23 protein-coding genes are annotated in these 21516 nt (G+C 50.0%); 8 read left to right on the top strand and 15 right to left on the bottom strand.

Annotation, left to right across the window (positions count from 1 at the left end):
• Nucleotides 1-34: 34 nt before the first annotated feature.
• The 10 genes from nuoF to DRJ53_RS14645 form a co-directional block, all read right to left on the bottom strand.
• Complete coding sequence (gene nuoF / locus DRJ53_RS14690) at nt 35-1387, bottom strand: NADH-quinone oxidoreductase subunit NuoF (protein ID WP_114236402.1); 1353 nt, start codon at nt 1385-1387, stop codon at nt 35-37.
• 171 nt (nt 1388-1558) lie between these two features.
• A complete protein-coding gene (locus DRJ53_RS14685) occupies nt 1559-2056 on the bottom strand; it encodes an NADH-quinone oxidoreductase subunit NuoE family protein (protein ID WP_114236401.1) in 498 nt (165 codons plus the stop codon).
• A gap of 104 nt (nt 2057-2160) precedes the next feature.
• The gene (locus DRJ53_RS14680; protein ID WP_240040681.1) at nt 2161-3429 is read right to left on the bottom strand and encodes an NADH-quinone oxidoreductase subunit D; all 1269 of its coding nucleotides are present in this window, start codon (nt 3427-3429) and stop codon (nt 2161-2163) included.
• 10 nt (nt 3430-3439) lie between these two features.
• Entirely contained in the window at nt 3440-4054 is a 615-nt protein-coding gene (locus DRJ53_RS14675; RefSeq protein ID WP_114236399.1) for an NADH-quinone oxidoreductase subunit C, read from the bottom strand.
• A gap of 86 nt (nt 4055-4140) precedes the next feature.
• Entirely contained in the window at nt 4141-4725 is a 585-nt protein-coding gene (locus DRJ53_RS14670) for an NADH-quinone oxidoreductase subunit B (RefSeq protein WP_162303884.1), read from the bottom strand.
• 77 nt (nt 4726-4802) lie between these two features.
• Complete coding sequence (locus DRJ53_RS14665) at nt 4803-5213, bottom strand: NADH-quinone oxidoreductase subunit A (RefSeq protein ID WP_114236398.1); 411 nt, start codon at nt 5211-5213, stop codon at nt 4803-4805.
• A 161-nt stretch (nt 5214-5374) separates the two neighbouring features.
• On the bottom strand, nt 5375-7030 hold the full coding sequence (locus DRJ53_RS14660; RefSeq protein ID WP_162303883.1) for a tetratricopeptide repeat protein: 1656 nt from the start codon (nt 7028-7030) through the stop codon (nt 5375-5377).
• A 70-nt stretch (nt 7031-7100) separates the two neighbouring features.
• Nucleotides 7101-8024 carry a PstS family phosphate ABC transporter substrate-binding protein gene (locus DRJ53_RS14655; RefSeq protein ID WP_240040682.1) on the bottom strand — a complete coding sequence of 308 codons (924 nt, stop codon included), beginning with the start codon at nt 8022-8024 and terminating at the stop codon, nt 7101-7103.
• The gene (locus tag DRJ53_RS14650; protein WP_114236396.1) at nt 8024-8263 is read right to left on the bottom strand and encodes a hypothetical protein; all 240 of its coding nucleotides are present in this window, start codon (nt 8261-8263) and stop codon (nt 8024-8026) included. The genes DRJ53_RS14655 and DRJ53_RS14650 overlap by 1 nt, the downstream gene beginning before the upstream one ends.
• Nucleotides 8264-8304: 41 nt before the next feature.
• Entirely contained in the window at nt 8305-9126 is an 822-nt protein-coding gene (locus DRJ53_RS14645; RefSeq protein ID WP_114236395.1) for an energy transducer TonB, read from the bottom strand.
• 217 nt (nt 9127-9343) lie between these two features.
• Here DRJ53_RS14645 and DRJ53_RS14640 point away from each other — a divergent pair, with 217 nt between their 5' ends.
• The 3 genes from DRJ53_RS14640 (at nt 9344) to DRJ53_RS14630 (ending at nt 11953) form a co-directional block, all read left to right on the top strand.
• Nucleotides 9344-9808, top strand: a complete 465-nt coding sequence (locus DRJ53_RS14640) for a low molecular weight protein-tyrosine-phosphatase (protein ID WP_241558562.1) — start codon at nt 9344-9346, stop codon at nt 9806-9808.
• A gap of 166 nt (nt 9809-9974) precedes the next feature.
• Nucleotides 9975-11351, top strand: a complete 1377-nt coding sequence (gene hisS / locus DRJ53_RS14635; RefSeq protein ID WP_114236394.1) for a histidine--tRNA ligase — start codon at nt 9975-9977, stop codon at nt 11349-11351.
• Nucleotides 11352-11377: 26 nt separating this feature from the next.
• Nucleotides 11378-11953, top strand: a complete 576-nt coding sequence (locus DRJ53_RS14630; protein WP_114236393.1) for a Uma2 family endonuclease — start codon at nt 11378-11380, stop codon at nt 11951-11953.
• A gap of 28 nt (nt 11954-11981) precedes the next feature.
• Here DRJ53_RS14630 and DRJ53_RS14625 read toward each other — a convergent pair whose 3' ends face one another.
• The 3 genes from DRJ53_RS14625 to DRJ53_RS14615 form a co-directional block, all read right to left on the bottom strand.
• Nucleotides 11982-12380, bottom strand: coding sequence for a hypothetical protein (locus tag DRJ53_RS14625; RefSeq protein WP_123893587.1), 399 nt, complete (start codon nt 12378-12380; stop codon nt 11982-11984).
• A 94-nt stretch (nt 12381-12474) separates the two neighbouring features.
• Complete coding sequence (locus DRJ53_RS14620; protein WP_114236391.1) at nt 12475-12912, bottom strand: hypothetical protein; 438 nt, start codon at nt 12910-12912, stop codon at nt 12475-12477.
• Entirely contained in the window at nt 12893-14101 is a 1209-nt protein-coding gene (locus DRJ53_RS14615; protein WP_114236425.1) for an acetyl-CoA C-acyltransferase, read from the bottom strand. The genes DRJ53_RS14620 and DRJ53_RS14615 overlap by 20 nt, the downstream gene beginning before the upstream one ends.
• Before the next feature lie 251 nt (nt 14102-14352).
• On the opposite strand from DRJ53_RS14615, the gene rlmN reads away from it, so the two are divergent.
• The 5 genes from rlmN to DRJ53_RS14590 all read left to right on the top strand — a co-directional run bounded on the left by rlmN (nt 14353) and on the right by DRJ53_RS14590 (nt 18940).
• Nucleotides 14353-15429, top strand: coding sequence for a dual-specificity RNA methyltransferase RlmN (gene rlmN, locus DRJ53_RS14610; protein WP_114236390.1), 1077 nt, complete (start codon nt 14353-14355; stop codon nt 15427-15429).
• 165 nt (nt 15430-15594) lie between these two features.
• Entirely contained in the window at nt 15595-16197 is a 603-nt protein-coding gene (locus tag DRJ53_RS14605; protein WP_114236389.1) for a hypothetical protein, read from the top strand.
• Between the two features lie 128 nt (nt 16198-16325).
• Nucleotides 16326-17243, top strand: a complete 918-nt coding sequence (locus DRJ53_RS14600) for a pseudouridine synthase (protein WP_114236424.1) — start codon at nt 16326-16328, stop codon at nt 17241-17243.
• A 110-nt stretch (nt 17244-17353) separates the two neighbouring features.
• Nucleotides 17354-18064, top strand: a complete 711-nt coding sequence (locus tag DRJ53_RS14595; RefSeq protein WP_114236388.1) for an RluA family pseudouridine synthase — start codon at nt 17354-17356, stop codon at nt 18062-18064.
• A 147-nt stretch (nt 18065-18211) separates the two neighbouring features.
• Nucleotides 18212-18940, top strand: a complete 729-nt coding sequence (locus DRJ53_RS14590; RefSeq protein ID WP_114236387.1) for a hypothetical protein — start codon at nt 18212-18214, stop codon at nt 18938-18940.
• Between the two features lie 232 nt (nt 18941-19172).
• Here DRJ53_RS14590 and DRJ53_RS14585 read toward each other — a convergent pair whose 3' ends face one another.
• The gene (locus tag DRJ53_RS14585) at nt 19173-20417 is read right to left on the bottom strand and encodes a sulfate adenylyltransferase subunit 1 (RefSeq protein WP_114236386.1); all 1245 of its coding nucleotides are present in this window, start codon (nt 20415-20417) and stop codon (nt 19173-19175) included.
• A gap of 147 nt (nt 20418-20564) precedes the next feature.
• The gene (gene cysD, locus DRJ53_RS14580) at nt 20565-21473 is read right to left on the bottom strand and encodes a sulfate adenylyltransferase subunit CysD (protein WP_114236385.1); all 909 of its coding nucleotides are present in this window, start codon (nt 21471-21473) and stop codon (nt 20565-20567) included.
• Between the last annotated feature and the right edge of the window lie 43 nt (nt 21474-21516).

The raw sequence follows: 21516 nt of genomic DNA, 5'->3' as shown, positions 1-21516 counted from the left end.
TCCTTTGCTTTCGCCGCGCCTTTGCGTGAAAACCTTACCCTACTGCCACTTCCAACGGATCGGCATAATGAGCCAGACCGAAGTTGCGTTTCTGTGCTTCTTCGGGGTTGTTCACGTGCCATTCAAATTCATCGCGGAAATGACGGATAGCAGCCGCAACGGGCCAGGCTGCCGCATCGCCCAGCGGGCAAATGGTGTTGCCTTCAATTTTGCGCTGAATATCCCACAGCAGGTCGATATCGCTGAGGGCACCTTTGCCGTATTCCAGTTTGGTCAGCACTTTTTCCATCCAGCCGGTGCCTTCGCGGCACGGACTGCACTGACCGCAGCTTTCGTGGCGGTAGAACCGAGCCAGCGAAAGGGTGTGGCGCACCACGCACTGGTCTTCGTCCAGCACAATAAAACCACCCGAACCCATCATAGAGCCCGTAGCAAAGCCGCCATCAGCCAGGCTTTCGTAAGTCATCAGGCGCTGTTCGCCCTTGGCTGTTTTCAACAGCAGGTTGGCCGGCAAAATGGGCACCGACGAACCACCGGGGATACAGGCTTTCAGGCGTTTGCCATTGGCGATGCCGCCGCAATATTCGTCGCTGAAAATAAATTCTTCAACCGACTGCGTCATGTCTATTTCGTACACACCCGGCTTGTTGATATTGCCGCAGGCCGAGATCAGCTTGGTGCCGGTTGATTTACCCACACCAATTTTTGCATACTCCTCGCCACCCATATTGATGATGGGCACTACAGCCGCCAGCGTTTCCACGTTGTTTACCACTGTTGGGCAATCCCACAAACCTTTGATGGCCGGGAACGGCGGTTTGATGCGTGGGTTACCCCTTTTGCCTTCCAGCGATTCGATTAGGGCAGTTTCTTCGCCGCATATATAAGCACCGGCGCCGCGCTGCACATAAATCTGGCAGTCGAAGCCCGAGCCCAAAATATTTTTACCTAAAAAGCCTGCGTTGTTGGCTTCGGCAATGGCTTGTTCCAAAATATCAACGATCCAGGCATACTCGCCGCGGATGTAGATATAGGTGCGGTTGGAGCCCAGCGCAAAAGAGGAAATGATCAGGCCCTCGATGAGCAGGTGCGGCAGAAACTCCATCAGGTAGCGGTCTTTAAAAGTGCCCGGCTCCGATTCGTCGGCGTTGCACACCAGGTAGCGCGGCACGCCTTCGGGTTTGGCCAGAAAGCTCCATTTCATACCGGTAGGAAAACCGGCACCGCCACGGCCACGCAAACCGCTTTTTTTAACCTCTTCCACCACATCGGCAGGCGCCATTTTAAACGCCTTTTCAACGGCAGCATAGCCTCCGTTTTTGCGCCAGGTATCGTAGTACCGGATACCTTCGATGTGGGCTTTATCCAATAAAACTTTTCTTGCCATGATGTATAGCTGTTTGCTGTTTGCGCTTGCCTGCTAGGGAAACTAACAGTAATGCATAACAGCATTTTTATTTAAAAACTTTCGCCGCTGGCAAAAACAATTTCCAACGGCTACTTGCTTTATTATTGTTGATCGTAACAGAACAACCAGTAGAAGCCTTAAGGCATCGTGCTAATTGTTTTGTGCTGCTGTGCGGCGGCACTCTTCAATGATCTCGTCTACTTTTTCGCGGGTCAGGTGTTCTTTATAATATTTACCCAACTGCATCATGGGCGCATAACCGCAGGCACCCAGGCACTCCACGGTTTTCAGGGTAAACATGCCATCAGCCGTGGTTTCGCCCACACCAATGTTCAGCTTTTCCTTGATGTAGGCAATGATGTCGTCGCTGCCCCGCACCATGCACGGCCCGGTTTGGCATACCTCAAACAGGTATTTGCCCACGGGCTTCAGGTTGTACATGCTGTAGAACGTGGCTACTTCATACACTTCCACTGGCTTTATCTGCAACAGTCCGGCCACATAATCCATCACTTCTGCGCTCAGCCAGCCGCCGTTTGCATCCTGTGCCAGGTGCAGCACCGGTATCAATGCGCTTTTCCCTTTTCCTTCCGGATAGCGGGCAATGATCTCCTGTACCTTATCTAGTTTTTCTTTAGAAAATTCCATTGTATTGTAAAGTCAAAAGTCAACATTCAAAAGTCAAAAGTTTAAAGTCAATGTGTGCTTTTGAAACCGGTACACCCTTTTGACTTTTTACTTTTCCCTTTTACTTAACCGTCCATTTCACCAGCAATCAAATTCAGCGACGACATCACCATGATGGCATCACTGATCATGCTGCCTTTGATCAATTCTTCAAACGCCTGATAGTAAATAAAGCAGGGCCGGCGCAGGTGCAACCGGTAAGGGCTGCGTCCGCCATCGGAAATCAAGTAAAAACCAAGCTCTCCGTTTCCGCCTTCCACACTGTGGTATACTTCGCCGGGCGGAATATCCACCTCACCCATCACTATTTTAAAGTGGTAAATAAGGGCTTCCATTTTGGTATACACATCGGCTTTCTCGGGCAGGTAATACTCGGGTACATCGGCATGGAAAACGGTTGCTTCCGCACCTTTGAACTCCTGTATTTTGCGATAAGCCTGCTCAATGATCCGTAGCGATTGCCACATTTCACCATTGCGCACCAAAAAGCGATCGTAGCAGTCGCCGGTAGTGCCGGTGGGAATGTCGAATTCAAAATCCTGGTACGAGCAATAAGGTGAGTGTACCCGCACATCGTAATCAACGCCGGCAGCACGCAGGTTGGGGCCGGTAAAGCCGTAGTTGAGTGCCCTTTCGCCACTGATGCCGCCCACACCAATGGTGCGGTCCATAAAAATGCGGTTGCGGGTCAGCAGGCTTTCAAATTCTTTCAGCGCTGCGGGGTATTCTTTTAAAAACTTCTCGAGTTTGGTAAATGCAACGTCGTTGAAGTCGCGTTCAAAACCGCCGATGCGGCCAATATTGGTAGTGAGGCGGGCACCGCAGATTTCTTCCCAAATTTCATAAATCAACTCGCGGTACTGCATCAGGTACAGGAAACCGGTAAAGGCGCCAGCATCCACACCCATTACACCATTGCAAATAAGGTGGTCGGCAATACGGGCCAGCTCCATAATGATCACCCGCAGGTAATCAACACGCTTGGGCGTTTGAATGCCCAACAGCTTTTCGCAGGTGGTGTGCCAGCCCATGTTGTTGATGGGCGACGAGCAATAGTTGAGCCGGTCGGTAAGCGGCGTAATTTGATACAGTGGGCGGCGTTCGGCAATTTTTTCAATGGCCCGGTGCACGTACCCGATCGTTATTTCGGTAGAAATGATTTTTTCGCCATCCAGCTCCAGAATGTTCTGAAACACACCATGCGTGGCAGGGTGCGTAGGCCCCAGGTTCAACCGGGTGGTCTTTGTTTCAATGCTTCCTTCCGGAAGGCTTGTATTTTTCTCTGAAGTAACCATTAGTATATAAAATGCATCCCGCCAAAGTGGTGGGATCAATTTTTAAATGTTAACGACTGCCGCCGGCGCTTTCGCCCAGACGCTCCACATTTTCCTCGCCTGCCTGCGGCGTAAGGCGCGGTGAGCCGTCGTCGTTGCGGTTGCCAAAATCAAACGAGCCGCCGCGGCCAAACATTTCATCGTCTTTATCGAGGCGGGTCTGGTCTTCAACCGGGTATTCTTTGCGCAGCGGGAAATAGTCCATTTCGTCTACGTTCTGGATGCGCCGCAGGTCGGGATGTCCCACAAAATTGACTCCGAAAAAGTCGTAGGCTTCCCGCTCCAGCCAGTTGGCGGTAGCAAACACCTTGGTGGCGGAGGCTACATCGGGCTGCGCAATGGGGGCAAACACTTTAAAGCGGATGCGGCAGTTGGCGACCAGGTTGTGCAGGTGGTACACCACGGCTATTTCCCGTCCTGCATAAGAAGGGTAATGTACCGCCGTAAGGTCGGTCAGGAACTGAAAAGACAGTTCCGGATCGTTGTATAAAAATTCAAGTACTTCGATGTTAAGCTCTTTAGGCACTTCAAAAGTGAGCATGCCGTATGGCTCCTCGATATTGGTTACCTGTTCTCCAAATTTCTGGATCAGCCGCTGCCTGATAAGATCGTTGCTTAATGCCATTTTTAAAAGCTTTGCGCTGCGAGCTTCGAGCTTTGAGTATTGAAACCAGTTTATTTCATCACTCGCCACTCACAGCTCGCCGCTGCTTATTGTATTCCGTAGCTCTCCAACAAGTTTTTATAATGGTCGCTGTTTCTGCGCCGCAGGCTTTCTTTGCCCACCAGGTCCTGCACTTTCATAAAGCCGTCGAGGATAGCCTCGGGCCGCGGTGGACAGCCAGGCACGTACACATCTACCGGGATCACCTGGTCCACACCCTGCAACACGCTGTAGCTGTCGAAAATACCGCCGCTCGATGCGCAGGCACCAATGGCCATTACCCAGCGGGGCTCGGCCATTTGCAGGTACACCTGCCTAATCACCGGCGCCATTTTTTTAGAAATCAACCCAATCACCATCAGCAGGTCGCACTGGCGGGGCGAAAAGCCAAGGCGCTCACTGCCAAAACGTGCCAGGTCGTAGTGCGAAGCCATGGTAGCCATGAACTCAATGCCGCAACATTTAGTAGCAAAAGGCAGGGGCCACAGCGAGTTTTTGCGGGCCAGGCCCACTACATCGCTCAGTTTGGATGCAAAAAAACCTTCACCCTCGTAGCCATCGGGCATATCCACGATGCTGATATCCCGCACCAGCGGCTTTTCGGTAATATTATATGAAACAGGACGTGCCATAGTATTTTCAGATTTTAAGGGTTAACCGCAGTAAACATTGCAAGCCGGGAGGCGGCCGCCACTGCAATTATGTATTCTTAGTCCTCCCACTCCAGTGCGCCTTTTTTCAGGATGTAGTAAAACCCACACAGGAAAAAGGACACGAACATAAACACTGCCCAAAAGCCGTTCCAACCAAGCTCCCGGAAGTTAACAGCGTAGGGATAAAAAAAGATCACTTCCACATCGAACAACACAAACAGGATGGCCACCAGGAAATATTTTACGGCCGTTGGCTGCCGGGCCTCGCCATGCGAAGCAATACCGCTGGTAAAGTTAGCCAGTTTGTCGGCCGTTTTGCGCTTGGGGCCCAACAGGTGGGTAACAATGGTTAAAAACCCAATGAGGCCCAGGGCAAACACCAGTTGCAGGGCAACGGGCAAATAGCTTTCAGCATTATTGGCCGAGGTAACCGCCTGGGTAATATTTGTCTGAAGCAGATGTATCATGGTAGTGTAAAATGGCAAGCAAAAATACAGGGGTTTGGATAAAAGTCGGCAGTTAAACTTTAATGATTCTAAACCGGAGCAATATTGATTCTCAACAAAAAAATAAGTCCCCCCGAAACCGGGGGGACTCCTATATACACATTTGAAGAATCAGCTAAGTATTATCCTTTGTTGCCCGAGCTCTTAGCGGCGGCCGCCGGCTTCGAAAGGATTTCGATATTACGCTTGAAGGTGGTGTTCTCAGGATCAAACTCCAGGCCTTTACGCAGGTACTCAACGCCTTTATCCTTGTCTTTCTTCACGTTTACGTAATACTGCGCCAGGTTGCCCACTGCTTCCAGGCCGTAGCTTTTGAAGCGTACTTTGTCGGTTTCCGATACACGCAGCAGCTGCTCGTATTGCGGAATGGCAATGCCCTGCTCCATGGTGCTATCAATGCGGCCCAGCGAACGGGCACTCCACAGGTAGCCATAAACGCTATCGGGGAAGGCAGTGCTGTATGCTTTGAAAATCGAATCGGCACGCTCAAACGAACCGGCCTGGTAGTAAGGCACACCAATCTGGAACAACTCGGCGGGGTTGGCCTTGTCGCCACGCAGTTGGTACGACAGCAGGCGCAGGTCACCTTCAAACAGCTTGTTGCCCGATTTGCGGAAACGCTCAATGCCTTCGTTCAGCAGGTTTACCTGCTTGCTCAGCACGCTGTCCATAGTAGCTGCTTTGTAATAGCTTGCCCTAACAATGTCCGGATTGTCTTTACCGCAGGCATCGGCTTGGAGGATGTAGTCATTACCAACCACTTCTTCTTCTTTTGCCTTGGCAAAAAACTGTCCTACATACTGGCAGGCAGCAGTAGAGTCGCCTTTACCTACATAGCTATAACCCAACAGGCGGTATACGCGGGGATTTACCTTGTCTCCAGCAACCGACACTATGTTTTTACCTACAGAAATAGCTTCATCAAACTTATTCTGTACAAACGCGGTTTGCGCTTTGATGTAGTCGTTCTCTACGGTTTTATCTGCTACGGCCAGGTATTTATTGGCAAAATCTTCAGCCTTTGCAAAATCCTTTGGATACAGCAGGTAATAGTAGTACAGCTCCAAGAAAGCAGGGCCAAACTTAGGATCGGCAGCTACTGCGTTGTTCAGGTGCTCCAGTACAATATCCCAGTTTTGCTGTGTTTTATACAACATTGCCATGCGGTAGCTGGGCATTGCAAACGACGGATTGAGGGTGCGGGCCTTTGCGTAGTTTACTACGGCCTGTCCGCCGTTGTGTGCCTTGCGGTAAGCGTTACCCAACACCAGGAAAGTTTCGGCATTGTTGGCATTGATGCCACCAGCTTCGTTCAGTTTAGCAATAGCGTATTCCAGATCGCCTTTCTTATCCTTATCGGAATAGGCATCGGCGTTGGCGCGGCCAACAGCGGTTAAAATATTAGCGTCGTTGGCCTTTTTGCCCTTGCTCAGGGAAATGGCTGTTTCAAAACGCTGGCGGGCTTCATTGGCCTTACCTTCCAGCAACTCCACGTGGCCCATGCCTACCAATGCCCAAGGAGCATTGCCATTGGCAGCCAGTGCTTTTTCGTAAATCGCCTTCGCCCCGGCCACGTCGTCCTGGTCCAGCAAGCTCTGGCCGGCCCAATAAACGGCTTCCATGTTGTTTGGATTTGCAGCCAGCAGTTTGTCAAAAACCTCTTTTGCACTTTGGTATCGTTCGGCATACAGGTGGTTCACACCATCCTGAACGCTTTGCGCAAAGGCAGAGACGGACAAAAAGGCTGCGAAAAACAAAACAATCGCTGATTTCTTCATGTTTCTTTTTCTTTTAGAGATGACAAAAAATGTACTGTGGTTTATTGCTCTATTGTTAATGTTGCCCATTTTATTCTTCCCGTAGGGATGTAGGCCGCACGTTTAACCTTAATTGTGCCGGCACCAGGTAGGCCCTGCGAAATACCAACTGGCCACGCTGCCCTGCCATAAATGCTGCAAAACCGTTGCCCAGCCCGCGGTGCCGCTCTTTCAGCGTGTACACCAATGGCCGGATCATCGGGTACCGTCCAAGATAAATATTTGCCTGCACCGGCTGGATATATGCACCTGCTACATCGCGGCTTTCGATGGATGCGATCTTTACTTTTTGCATAAAAGAAAGCTGCAACGAATCCTGGCTGTTGCCCACCCAGCTAACACCTACAAAGCCAATGGCCTTGGGTGTGCGGGCTACGTAATCTACCACCTCTTCGCTGGTGCGGGCCGCTACCACGCTGGGGCTCAGTTGCTCGCCGCGCAGCACCGAATCCATGATATACCGAACGGTGCTGGTGGCTTTTAAACCATCAAACACCGGCGTCAGCTTTTTGTTGCTGCCATTGAGCAGTTCGCGCAGCTCCTGCATGGTAAATAGGGAATCGGCCGAACTGGGGTGCACCAACACAGCAATGGCATCGTACGCTAGCGATTGTTGCCGGGCAGCGATCTTGAACGAGTCGGCAATAAAAGCCTCTTCGGCAGGGGTAAAGCCGCGGGTGGCAATCACCATCCGGATGCTGTCCACGCCAAAATCCTTGAGGCATTCGGCCTCAGGCTTATAGTGTACATTAATCTTAGTCTTGGGATATGAAGCCTCGTAAACGGCCACCTGAGCATCAATCACCGGCTTAAACGATTCGTCGGCACTGATATGAATCGTACCTTCTTCCCGTGTGTCGGGCAGTGTTTCCACATTGCCCGAGCCACAGCCAGCCAGTAAAGCGATAAAAGCGGCGCCAATAAACAGACCTGCACCCTTAAACATTCCTTGCATTATCTGAAATAGTTCTTTCTGTAGCCACGATAAATGCGCCAACTTCCATAAATAAGAAATAAAACACCAACCAGTTTATCCGTACCGCTGGGCTTGCTGCGAAATACATTGATGTCCAGTATTTCATACAACAAAAAATATAGGCCTACCAGCGTAAACAAAGCGCCCATGCCATAATCCAGTAGGGAACGCATTTGGGCAATTTGCCTGCGTTTCCGGCTTTCGTAATCTTCAATCATAATTGATGGGTTAAGAGCGCCAAGGCAATTTAGGTGTTTTTTTATTCTTCTGCGCCTATAAAAGTAACCGGTTGGGTAAAAATTACTGCTACCGCATGGCCTTTGTGCAGCGCGGGTTTCCAGCGGGGCGCTTTTTGCAATGCCCTGAAAACCAGCTCATCCAGCGCATCTCCACCGGATTGCACCACCGACAGGCGTGTGATGGAGCCGTCTTTTTCAATTACAAATTGAACTTTTACCGTACGCTGCTCGCCGGGCTGCAGGCCATCGGGCTGGGCCAGTTTGCGCGACAGGTAACGGCTGAACGCCGCAGCACCACCCGGGAACTCGGCCATCTGGTCCACCGCATTGTTTTGAAAAATCTCGGGTGCAGCCGGCGGCTCCGGCGCAGCGGGCACATCACTCAAGGTCCCTTCGGAGTGTTGCTGCGCTCCGGCCACAGGCGGCCCGTCTTTTTGCTCGGTACCAATGGTGGCATTTTCAAGTGCCGACACCGGCGGAAAATCCACCGCTTTCAGCGCCACATCGGGCACAATGGATATATCGGTGGTATAATGCTCCACCGCTGTTTGCTGCGCCGGTGCAGTTGGCGGTTTGGGTGCCGGTGGTGGATCAACGGGAGGCTCTAAATCAACAATTGAAACAATTACCGGTCCGCTATCGTCTGAAATGTAGACAACGCTTTTATCGTCGCCAATAACAAACCATAATAAAACGCCGGTAGCCAGCAAAGCCGTTAGCCCTGTGGCCGCCAACATCCGCTGGTGGTAGGTTTTGCGCAGTTGGTAAGCGCCATAGTTTTTGTTTCGGTTATCAAATAAAATGTCGAGCATGTCGGCCTGGAGGATCTCATTGCTGGTCATGGTTGTGTGTTTGTTGATGAGATGCTGCAGGTAGGAAAATGCATAAAAGTCGGAAGTCCGAAGATGGGTATTGGGAGTATGGAGTATTTTCTAAAAGTTCGGGAAAACAGCTCCTCTGAATCACATTAATGAACCTTGTTCTTCTATTTCCATCTTCCGACATCGGACTTCGGACTTCCATCTTCCTCTCTTTTCCCACTTCCCTTAGCTTTGCGCCATGAAAATTTTAATGGTGTGCCTGGGCAATATCTGCAGGAGCCCGCTGGCAGAAGGCATCCTGAAACACAAGGCCGAAGCGGCAGGGTTGGCCTTGCAGGTAGACAGTGCCGGCACCAACGGGTATCATGTGGGCGAAGCACCGCACCGCCTGTCGCAGAAAGTGGCCAAGCTCAATGGCATTGATATTTGCCAGCAACGGGCCCGCCGCTTTGTAGCCGAGGATTTTGACCGCTACGATAAAATTTACGTCATGGCAGATGATGTACTGGCCGACATGCGCCGCATTGCCGGTAAAAAGTACAACGCCGCAAAAGCCAACCTGTTGCTCAATGAAATTTTTCCAGGCGAAAACCGCTCCATCACCGACCCCTGGTACGGCACCGAACCCGGCTACCACGAAGTGTACCAGGAGATTGATGCTGCCTGTACTGCGATAGTTGAAAAGACGCTGGCTGAAAAATGATAGTTGGCAGTTGGTAGTTGATAGTAATTATTGGTGTATGCTGTGTTATCTATCAACAATTGTTTGAGCCCAATAATCAATCATAAATGACCATCCACCGCATTCACCATTGCCCATTCACGATTTACATTTCACATTTCACGACGCTATAACCCCAAAACATATAATGGCTAAACCATCCATACCACAGGGCACCCGCGATTTCGGACCCGAAGTGGTGCGCCGCAGGCAATATATTTTCAATACCATTAAATCCGTTTTCGAATTGTATGGCTTTCAGCCGCTGGAAACACCGGCGATGGAAAACCTCGAAACCCTTATGGGCAAATACGGAGAAGAAGGCGACAAGCTGATTTTTAAAATATTGAACAACGGACTGGAGCGCCCCGAAAAATGGGAAGCGGCACAGGCGGCATTTGCAAAAGTGCTTGAAGGAAAAAGCACCAAAGACCTCACCGAACGGGCCCTGCGCTACGACCTGACCATTCCGTTTGCACGCTTTGTAGCCATCAACCACGGGCAGTTGTCTTTTCCATTTAAACGCTATCAAATACAACCTGTGTGGCGTGCCGATAAGCCGCAACGTGGCCGCTACCGCGAATTTTACCAATGCGATGCCGACGTGGTGGGCAGCAACTCGCTGCTCAACGAAGTGGAACTGGTGGCGATGTACCACCAAGTGTTTCAACGGTTAGGCCTACCCGATTTTGAATTGCGCATCAACTCGCGTAAAATACTGGCGGCATTGGCCGAGGTATGCGGCGGCGCCGATAAGATGGTGGACATCACCATTGCCATTGATAAACTGGACAAGATCGGGCTGGAAAAAGTAAAGGCCGAACTGGGCCAACGTGGATTAAATGAATCGCAGATTAGCATCATTGAACAATACCTCGCCATCGACGGCAGTAATGAAGAAAAACTAAGCCGCATTACAGCACTGCTTGGCGAAAATGAACTGGGTAAAAAAGGAGTGGAAGAAATTCGCTACGTGCTGCAGTATGCGCAACTCACGGCGGAAAACTCACAGCTATTGATCGACTTTACACTAGCACGTGGCCTCAACTACTACACCGGTATTATTTTCGAAGCCAAAGCACCCGCACGGGTTAAGATTGGTTCGATTGGCGGTGGTGGTCGCTATGACGATCTTACGGGTTTGTTTGGCGTGCCCAACATGCCTGGTGTGGGCATTTCGTTTGGTGTGGACCGCATTTACGATGTGCTGGAAGAACTGCAGCTTTTCCCCGCCACTGTAGCGCAAGGCACCCGGGTGTTGTTCTTTAATTTGGGCAATGAGGAAAGCAAAAAAGCATACAGCCTGGTGCAACAACTTAGGGCAAAAGGTGTGGCTGCGGAACTTTTTCACGAAACAGCGAAAATGGACAAACAGTTTAAATACGCGGAGAAAAAAGGCATTCCGTTTATTGCCATCATTGGCTCCAACGAATTGAGCCAGGGCACCTGCAATGTAAAAGACCTGCGCAACGGCCAACAGCAGCAGGTACAGCAGGACGAGCTGGCAAAGCTGGATTTTAATTAGCGTATATTTAGGTAAAACAAAAAGGCATGAGTGCAGTACCGGCAACAAAATACATCACGGTGGAAGCATACCTGCTGCAGGAAGAAACGGCTTCCGAAAAGCATGAATATTTTGGCGGTGAAGTGTTTGCCATGTCGGGCGGCAGCATCAACCACAATACTATTTCGGTAAATATGATTGGCGAGATAAATGCTTTTTTGAAAGGCAAAAATTGCCAGGTGTTTAACAGCGATCAAAAAATTCATATTGAAAGCAACGGGTTATTTACATACCCCGATATCAGCATTGTTTGCGACGGAATAAAGCGATTCGAAAACCGAAATGATGTCATCACCAATCCAAGTGTCATCATCGAGGTATTATCACCTAGTACCTCAGGCTACGACCGTGGCCAAAAGTTCAAATTATACCGCGATATTCCTTCTCTCAAAGAGTACATCCTCATTTCCTCAACAGAAATGTTGGTGGAGCAATACAGTAAGCAATCAGAACACATCTGGAGCTTTCGCGAAACAAAGGACAGCAGTGCTTCATTACAAATTGAAACAATCGGTTTCAGTTGCCCACTGGATGAAGTTTTTCGCAACGTGGCATTTGAATAAACACAGGTGCACAAACAAAAACAGGCCCCTAGCGGGCCTGTTTTTGTTTCATAAAATCCAGGTACCTGTTTCGGTTATACATCGCCGCTGACACACCATCTTTGGTGCCCTCCAGCAGCACATCACCCACTTCTACTTTAATGCGGGCCACCTGCCCGGCGCTGTTGCGGTAAAAATACATAACACTGCCTTCATAAGCTGTAAGCGTAAACGTATCCTTTCCAAGCTTTTGCAGCACACTGTTGCCCTGCGAAGAGCTTACAGAAAGCACAGCGTCGGCCAGCGTTATTTCGGCGGATGTAACAAAGCTGCCTTCGGGAAAACTGTATTTACCTACATACTGGGCTAATGTGGTGTCTTTTGTTTGCGCAGCTACCGTGAAAAAAGCGCATAGCATCAGCGACAGGATAAGAATCCGATTCTTCATGTTGTTGGTTTTAATGGTTTGTTCCGCCCTGCACGGGCAGCTTGTGTTAAGCATAAAACGCAGGCAGCAAAAAAAAGTTACAACATGAAAATAATTAATACACCCGCACATAATTCAGCGCCGAATCAAAATCGGGCACTGCGTGCAGCGGCACATTGCGGTAGCCAAACCTGAGCTGCTGGCTATATACTTCGCGCCAAAGTTTTAGAGGCGGTAAAATGCCTTTGTAAAAAATGCCGCCATTGAGGTGTGGTTTCGGCATGTGGCCGGCCGTATCAATCCATGGCGACAGCGCTTTGTTGGTGCTGAAATAAAGCTCCTGGCCGCCACTGTAAAAAAAGGTCAGTGTTTTAAAACCAGCCGAATCGGTAGTCCATTCGCTTTTTTTATAGCCTTTCGGCACCTGCAACGCCACCGGCCGGTTAACCGATGCATCAAACTGCGCTTTTTTAAAATCGGAAAAAAGGCCGCAACCGGCTGCAGGCAACAGCAGCAGTAAAAACACGGAAATTTTAATGGGTGTAATGTTCATAAATGATGGCGGCGCCCTGCCCCACTCCTACGCACATGGTGGCCAGGCCGTATTTGGAAGCACTACGCTTCAATTCGTGTACCAGCGTGGTGCTGATGCGTACACCGCTGCACCCCAGCGGATGCCCCAGCGCTATGGAGCCGCCATTTACATTCACCCGCCCTTCGCCTAACTGCAGGTCGTGGATGCAAGCCAGCGCCTGCGCAGCAAATGCTTCATTAAGTTCTACACGGTCCATATGCGTAATGGATAGCGATGCCCGCTGCAACGCTTTTTGCGTAGCCGGCACCGGGCCAATGCCCATAATGGCCGGATCCACACCGGCAACGGCCATGGACACAATGGTAGCCAAAGGCTTGAGTCCGTATTTTTTTACCGCAGCTTCCGAAGCCAGCAGCATGGCCGCTGCCCCGTCGTTGATGCCCGAAGAATTGCCTGCTGTAACGGTGCCATCTTTTGCAAAAGCAGGTTTTAAGGAAGCTAGTTTATCGATGGTGGTGCGGCGTGGATGTTCGTCGGTATCTAATATAGTAGTGTGGCCACGTTCCCCCGCAACAGACACTGGCACTATTTCATCTTTCCACAAGCCAGCCTCCAGCGCTTCAAAATAACGCTCCTGCGATTGTGCGGCAAACCGGTCCTGCTCTTCGCGGCTGATGTTCCATTGGCGCGCCACATTTTCGGCGGTTTCGCCCATGCTATATGGGTGGTACATTTCGGCAAGCTTTGGGTTAACAAAACGCCAACCCAAAGTAGTATCAAATATTTCTGAACCGCGCTGAAAAGGCGCAGTGGCTTTTGGCATTACAAAAGGCGCCCGGCTCATGCTCTCTACACCGCAGGCAATGATCATTTCGGCATCGCCGCACTTGATCTGGCGGGCACCATGCATGATGGCATCCAGCCCCGATGCACACAGGCGGTTCACCGTTGTGCCCGCTACAGAGGTGGGCAAACCAGTCAGCAATGCCGCCATGCGGGCCACATTGCGGTTATCCTCGCCGGCGCCATTGGCCGCCCCGGCAATCACATCTTCAATGGTCGCCAGATCAACCTGCGGCTGCCGTTGCAGCAATGCTTTGATGACATGCGCCAGCAGATCGTCGGGGCGCACCGAACTAAGGGCGCCGCCGTATTTACCAATGGGAGTACGAACGGCATCAACTACGTAAACGGTTCCGGAATTCAAGTTATGGGGGTAATTTAAATTGGGTTTTGAAACAATCGTTTGTGCCTTGTATCGGGTTGCTTGCACATTTTTTATAAGCAAACAACGACGGAGTCAAATCTATTTTATTTCTGGCAATGCCAAATGTGCTGCTACCATTACAAGGCTGACAGCAAGATCGTTTAGCTACTGCTTTGTCAAAACTGCCCTAAAATTGGGGCCTCTCGCCGACTGATAAAGGTTTCACCGAATGCCTGCCCTACCTTTGCACGATGATTTCGAGTGCCGCCTCTGCCAACGGGGCAAAAAATATCCGCCACATTAGCCTGACCGAACTGGAAAATTTCCTGATTTTACTGGGTGAAAAAAAGTTCCGCGCCAAGCAAATCTGGGAATGGATCTGGCAAAAAGGTGCCCGGTCTTTTGCCGATATGACCAACCTGAGCAAAGACCTGCGGCAGCAATTGGGCGAACATTTTTCGTTACCCGCCATGCAACTGCACACCACGCAGCACAGCAACGACGGCACCATTAAAACTGGTTTTGTAACCCACGAAGGCCACCTGTGCGAAGGTGTGCTCATTCCTACCGATACCCGCTACACAGCCTGCGTTTCGTCGCAAATTGGCTGCTCGCTGAGCTGTAAATTTTGCGCCACCGGCTATATCGAACGCAAACGCAACCTGGATTACGACGAGATATACGATGAAGTGGTGCTGCTGAACACCCAGGCCGAAAAAACCTACGGCAAAAAACTGTCGAACATAGTATTCATGGGCATGGGCGAACCCTTGCTCAATTATAAAAACGTGATGAAAGCCATCGAACGCATTACCGCCGAAGATGGCCTGGCCATGAGCCCGCGCCGCATTACGGTGTCTACTGCAGGGGTTGCAAAAATGATCCGCCAGTTGGGCGACGACGGCGTACGTTTTAAGCTGGCCCTTTCGCTCCATGCCGCCAACGATGCCAAGCGCAACGAGATCATGCCCATCAACGAAACAAATAACCTGAAGGCACTGATCGAGGCGCTCAACCATTTTCACCGCAAAACAAAGAACGAAATAACGCTGGAGTACATCCTGTTCAACAATTTTAACGACAGTCTGAAAGATGCCGACGACCTGATCAAAGTGTTTCGCCAGGTGCCTGCCGATCTGGTAAATATCATTGAATACAATCCCATCGACCTGGCCCGCTTTGAAAAGCCATCGGAGGAAAAAACGGCAGCGTTTATGGCCTACCTCGAAAAGCACAAAGTAAATGCCCGCCTGCGCCGCAGCCGTGGCAAAGACATTGATGCCGCCTGCGGACAGCTGGCCAACAAATCGAAAGAACTGGCTGGATAATTTTTTGTTTTACCATACTTGAAAAGACGACCCAAACGGTCGTCTTTTTTGTTTGCCTGCGCCGTTCCCAGCCGCTTTCCGGGTTCTAACGTTTATTAACCTGCTCCCTTTAAACGTCCGGTGCCGTATTGCGTCTATGTATCTATAAACGCAAAAACATATCGTATGAAAAGAATAGTTACCGGGGCATTGGCCCTTCTGCTGATGACAAGTGCAGTGCAAGCGCAAAAAACTGAAGACAAACGCGGCCGCCAAAAGCAAGGCACCGAGCAGCTCAACCTCACCGCCGACCAGCAGGCAAGATTGAAAACCATCCGCGAAGCACACCGCAAGCAATGGCAGGAACTGCAAAAGCAGGACAATATAACCGTGAAGGAATGGAAAGCACGCCGCCAGGAGCTGACGCAAAAGCAGCGCACCGAAATGGCGTCGGTTCTAACGGCCGAACAGCAGCAAAAGCTGGCCAAAATGCAGGGCGAACGCCGCAACGGCATGCAGGGCAAAGGTTTTGGACAAAAAAGGCAGCCGATGGCCAACCTGAACCTGACCAACGAACAGCAATCGAAAATGAAAGCTGTGAATGAAAGCTTCAGGGAAAAACGCCAGGCACTGCGCACCAACAGCGCCATTGTCGAAAACCAAAAGCAGGAGCAATTAAAAGCGCTGGCCCAACAACACCGCCAGGAAGTAAAAGCCATTCTTACCAAAGAACAACAGCAAAGAATGGAAACCCTGCGCAACGAACGGCGTCATAAAAACGGCAAGTAAACCCGATCTACCTCCAATATCCCGCATCCGGAAATAAAAAAGACTGTGCCCTGCACGGTCTTTTTTATTTTTGCAGATTATACTCAGTGCTGCCACCGCCCAAAAGCCGGCAGAACAAACGATACAACATGAAGAAAGCATCAGGCTTTGAAAAATTTGCAAAGGGACAAAAAAGCGGTGCCCGCCGGGAGCAGTTTCGGCAGGAAAAACGCCAGGTTAAAAAAGAAATCACAGCACAGGCCGAACGTAAACGGCTGGAGCTAAAGGAAAAATCGGAAGGTATTGAGCGATCCAAAATAACCGTGCAGCGCAAGGCGCCGGAGCAAATGCCGCTCAATAAATATATTGCCCACAGCGGGCTTTGTTCGCGCCGCGATGCGGTGGAACTGATCAAAGAAGGCAAGGTAAAAGTGAACGGCGAACTGGTGCTGGAGCCCGGCCTCAAGATCAAGGAAAACGACGAAGTAAAAGTGGCCGGCAAAAAGGTGGAGCCAGCACTGGAACTGGTGTATATTCTGTTGAACAAACCCAAGGATTACATCACTACCACCGATGATCCGCAAAAACGCAAAACCGTGCTCGACCTGATCAAACAGGCCACAAAAGAGCGGGTGTATCCAGTTGGCCGCCTCGATCGCAACACCTCTGGCGTGCTGCTGCTCACCAACGACGGCGAGCTGTCGCAGAAGCTGACGCACCCCAGCAACGAGATCAAAAAAGTATATGCCGTTACGCTGGATAAGCCGCTGACCAAGGCCGACTTTGAAGCCATATTGAAAGGCGTGGAACTGGAAGACGGCATGGCACATGTAGACAAACTGGCCTACACCGATGTATCGGATAAAACCCAGATAGGTGTGGAAATTCATAGCGGCCGCAACCGCATTGTGCGCCGCATTTTTGAGCACCTGGGCTACGATGTAAGGGGGCTTGACCGTGTAATGTTTGCCGGTCTAACCAAAAAGAATGTAAACCGCGGCAAGTATCGTTTCCTCAACGAAAAAGAAGTGCGGGAACTGAAGTTTTTTGGCAAAGGAAAAAAATAAGACGATTGACGAATTACGATTTTGGATTTACGATTGTATGTAAACGCGGATGTTGTTTTCCATCGTCAATCCGAAATCGTCAATCGTAAATACAGAATGATTCACCACAAATGAAGCCCAACGACTACATCATATTCGAAGACGAACACCTCGTGGCCATCAATAAGCCCGCAGGCATGCTTACCATTCCGGACCGCAAAGGCAGTAGTTCGTTGAAAGACTGGCTGGCGGCCCGATACGAAAATATTTTAACCGTGCACCGCCTCGACCGCGACACCAGCGGCACCATCGTTTTTGCAAAAACAGAAGCGGCACACCGGCAGTTGTCGCAACTGTTTGAGGGACGCGATGTGGCTAAATATTATGTGGGCCTGGTGCTGGGCCAGCCATCGCAGCCTTCGGGCACTATCAGCACCGGACTGATGGAACACCCGGTGAAAAAAGGCATGATGGTAACGCATGCAAAAGGCAAACTTTCGGTAACTGATTATGAAGTGCTGGAAACCTTCCGGCAATTTAGCTGGATGCAGTTTCGCATACACACCGGCCGCATGCACCAGATCAGAGTGCACATGAAACACTTGGGCACGCCGCTGGTGGGCGACGAGTTGTATGGTGATGGCAAACCGGTGCTGCTGTCGTCTATCAAACACCGCTATAACTTATCAAAAGTGGAACTGGAAGAACGGCCAATTTTGGCCCGGCTGGCACTGCATTCATGGAAGTTGTCGTTTACACTTTTTGGTAAAGCATACAGCCTGGAAGCAGAACCACCGAAAGATATACGAGCCACGTTGCAGCAATTGCGCAAGGCGAAATAAGTGCTTTTTCTTTGGGGTAAGTAATTTGCCGATAAAACATTCAAGCTTCTCCAAAGGAGCTTTTTTTATGCGTTACAAATGGCGGAGAAACCAGTTAGCTGACGGGCGACAAACCCATAACTTTATTGACACCAACCTCCGCGATGCATGAGGGTAAATCGTTTTTTCAAAAACATATTCTATACCACCTCTTTTGTGTTCCTTACGCTGTTTGTGCGGGCACAGCAGTCAGTTGCCCAACACCACCCAATAGAAGGCACAGTTTTGATCAATGCTTTCAAACAAAACAAAAATGCAAACAACTGCGCCGCCATTGCTTTGATCAAAGCATCGATTGGAACATTTGGATTAGACGGTGTTGTAACCACCCAACACCAAACTGATTCTACGTTAACCTGTACCCTTCGAAACAGGGAAAGCGTTATCATCCATTCCCGCGAACTGCAATACAGCATTACAAAAAGCAGCTTTGTCCAACAAGCAAATGACAGTGCATCTATTCAAATCAAGTTGCTGGCAGATACGCTTTTTGCAGTAATGTGCAAACAACTGCAACAAAAAGACAGCACTACTTTTGAAGCGGCGGTATGGCGATTGAACTATGGCTATAAAACTTCAGAGATTGCCCCTTTGCTGGGGCTGCAATTCAAACCGGTTGCGGCGCCCAGTGCTAAAAAATTATCCGGTTACCGGCACATAGTTATCTATAATTATTACCACGCCGCTTATAGCACCAACGGCTTATATGATTTTGCCGAAAACAGCACCGGACAAGCAGCCATTAAAGACTTTAGGTGGAACCATATCCAGGCCGACCACATATACGATCCTTTTTTCTGCGATATAAAAGAAGGCTTGCTTGTTGTGGATCAATAGCATGTATTTCCCATAACAATAAAGGCGGTCTTACGACCGCCTTTATTAATCAACTAATACCAACTCGATATCGTATTGTGTCTTTGAACTTTGGCTTTGTCGTGCCGAACTTGTTTCGGTAACTCCTCCACATTCAGAAACGCCGCAGATTAGAGGAGATGCCGAAACAAGTTCGGCATGACGTTACTGCTCGGCAGAGCGCTACTTTGATAGCAGGTGGATAAAAAAATTTTTACAAAATAAAACCAACCGCAACCGTGTTGTTGCTGTATTCATCAATCAAGATAAATGCACCGTTGCGTGGGTTATCAGCGTAGCGGTCGGCAAAAATGGGCTTGGCGGTTTTGATGTTTACCTCGCCAATATCATTGAGCTTGAATTCCCGCACATCGCCTTTTTCCTCGATGGTGTTCATGTCGATGACGTGTGCAAACGAATTGAGCTTTGCTTTAATGCGGTTTACACCATGCTGCAGCAAAAAGGTTTTGCCTGCAGTAAGCGGCTGTTCGTCCATCCAGGTAAGCTTGGCCGAAAACTGGCTTAGTTGCTGGTGCGGCACGCCAACGGGCACCAAAGTGTTGCCACGGCTAATGTCCACATCATCTTCCAGTTCAATGCTCAAACTTTCGCCGGCATGTGCCCCTTCCACTTTTTTATCGCCGGCATAAATGGCTTTGATGGCCGATTCTTTGAGCGAAGGCAGTACGGAAACACGTTGCCCCACCGCCAGCGAACCACTCACCAACTTGCCTGTATAACCGCGGAAGTCGTGGTACTCATCGCTGTGCGGACGAATAACTGCCTGCACATGAAACCTTGCGGGCAGTGCATCATCGCGTTTGTGCACCGGGATGCTTTCGAGGTATTGCAGCAGCGGCTGCCCGCTGTACCAAGACATGTTTTCCGATGGTGTTACTACATTATCTCCATACTTTGCAGCCAGCGGAATAAAGGTGAGCTCACCTTTAAAACCGATCTTTTCTGCCAGGCCTTCTACGTTTGCTTTTATGCTTTCAAAAGTGGCCTGGTCATAATTCACCAGGTCCATTTTATTTACTGCTACAACTACGTGATCAATCTCCAGCAGGGAAGAAATAAACAGGTGCCGGCGGGTTTGTTCGCTTACACCATTTCGGGCATCAACCAACACAATTGAAGCTTCGGCATTGGATGCGCCAGTAATCATGTTGCGGGTGTACTCCACATGGCCCGGTGTATCGGCAATAATGTATTTGCGGGTGTCGGTAGCAAAATAAATATGCGCCACATCAATGGTAATGCCTTGTTCCCTTTCGGCAATCAGGCCATCGGTGAGGAGCGACAGATCCACAAAGTCGAGGCCCTTGCGCTGGCTCGATGCTTCCACCGCTTCCAGCTTGTCTTTGGTGATGGATTTGGTATCGTACAACAGGCGGCCGATGAGGGTGCTTTTGCCATCATCCACACTGCCTGCTGTTGCTAAACGTAAAACGTCCATATAATGATTTCTGATGTCTGATTTAATGATTGCTGCGGTTTGGTGAACAGCATTACCGAACGATGCAGTGTGCGACGCAACCGGAGCTCAATAGCAGCACATGGGCCCGCTACATACTACTACCAACTGTCAACTGCTAACTATTAACTAGAAATATCCTACTTGCTTTCTTTTTTCCATGGCTGCTTCGGAGCGTTTATCGTCGATGCGGGCCCCCCGTTCGGAGATGGTTGCCTCGCGGATCTCTTCGATGATCTTATCGAGTGTAACGGCTTCGGAAAGGACAGCGGCGGTGCAGGTCATATCGCCTACGGTGCGGAAGCGAACGGTGGCCTTGAATGGCACTTCATCTTCCGATGTATTGAGGTAGGGCGACGTGGGCCAGTACAGGCCATCGCGTTCAATAATTTCGCGTTGGTGCGAAAAATAAATGGAAGGAATGTCCATGCCTTCTTCGCGGATATAATTCCAAACATCGAGTTCCGTCCAGTTGGAAATAGGAAACACCCGAACGTTTTCGCCTACATTAATCTTGCCATTGAGCATATCAAACAATTCGGGGCGTTGCTTTTTCGAATCCCACTGGCCAAAATCGTCGCGAACAGAAAAGATGCGTTCCTTGGCGCGGGCCTTTTCTTCATCGCGGCGGGCGCCGCCAATGCAGGCATCAAACTTCAGTTCTTCAATGGCGTCGAGCAGGGTTACGGTTTGCAGCATGTTGCGGCTGGCATATTTACCGGTTTCTTCTTTCACTTTTCCCTGGTCGATGGAATCCTGCACATAGCGCACAATCAGTTGCATGCCGCTTTCTTTTGCCAGCCAGTCGCGAAACTCGATGGTTTCGGGAAAGTTGTGGCCGGTATCGATGTGCAGCATCGGGAACGGAACCTTGGCAGGATAAAAAGCCTTGCGGGCCAGTTGCACCAGTGTAATGGAATCTTTGCCGCCGGAGAACAAGAGGGCCGGACGCTCAAACTGCGCCGCCACCTCGCGAATGATGTAGATGGCTTCGTGCTCCAGTTCGCGGGGAAATTTATTTAAGTTCAATGCACTCATTTCGGAAGTATATTTTATAAAGATTCCATCTCTTGAAGAGATG

It is taken from the genome of Paracnuella aquatica (genome assembly GCF_003332885.2).
Lineage (GTDB): Bacteria > Bacteroidota > Bacteroidia > Chitinophagales > Chitinophagaceae > Flavisolibacter > Flavisolibacter aquaticus.
This window is presented reverse-complemented; position numbering and strand designations above follow the sequence as displayed.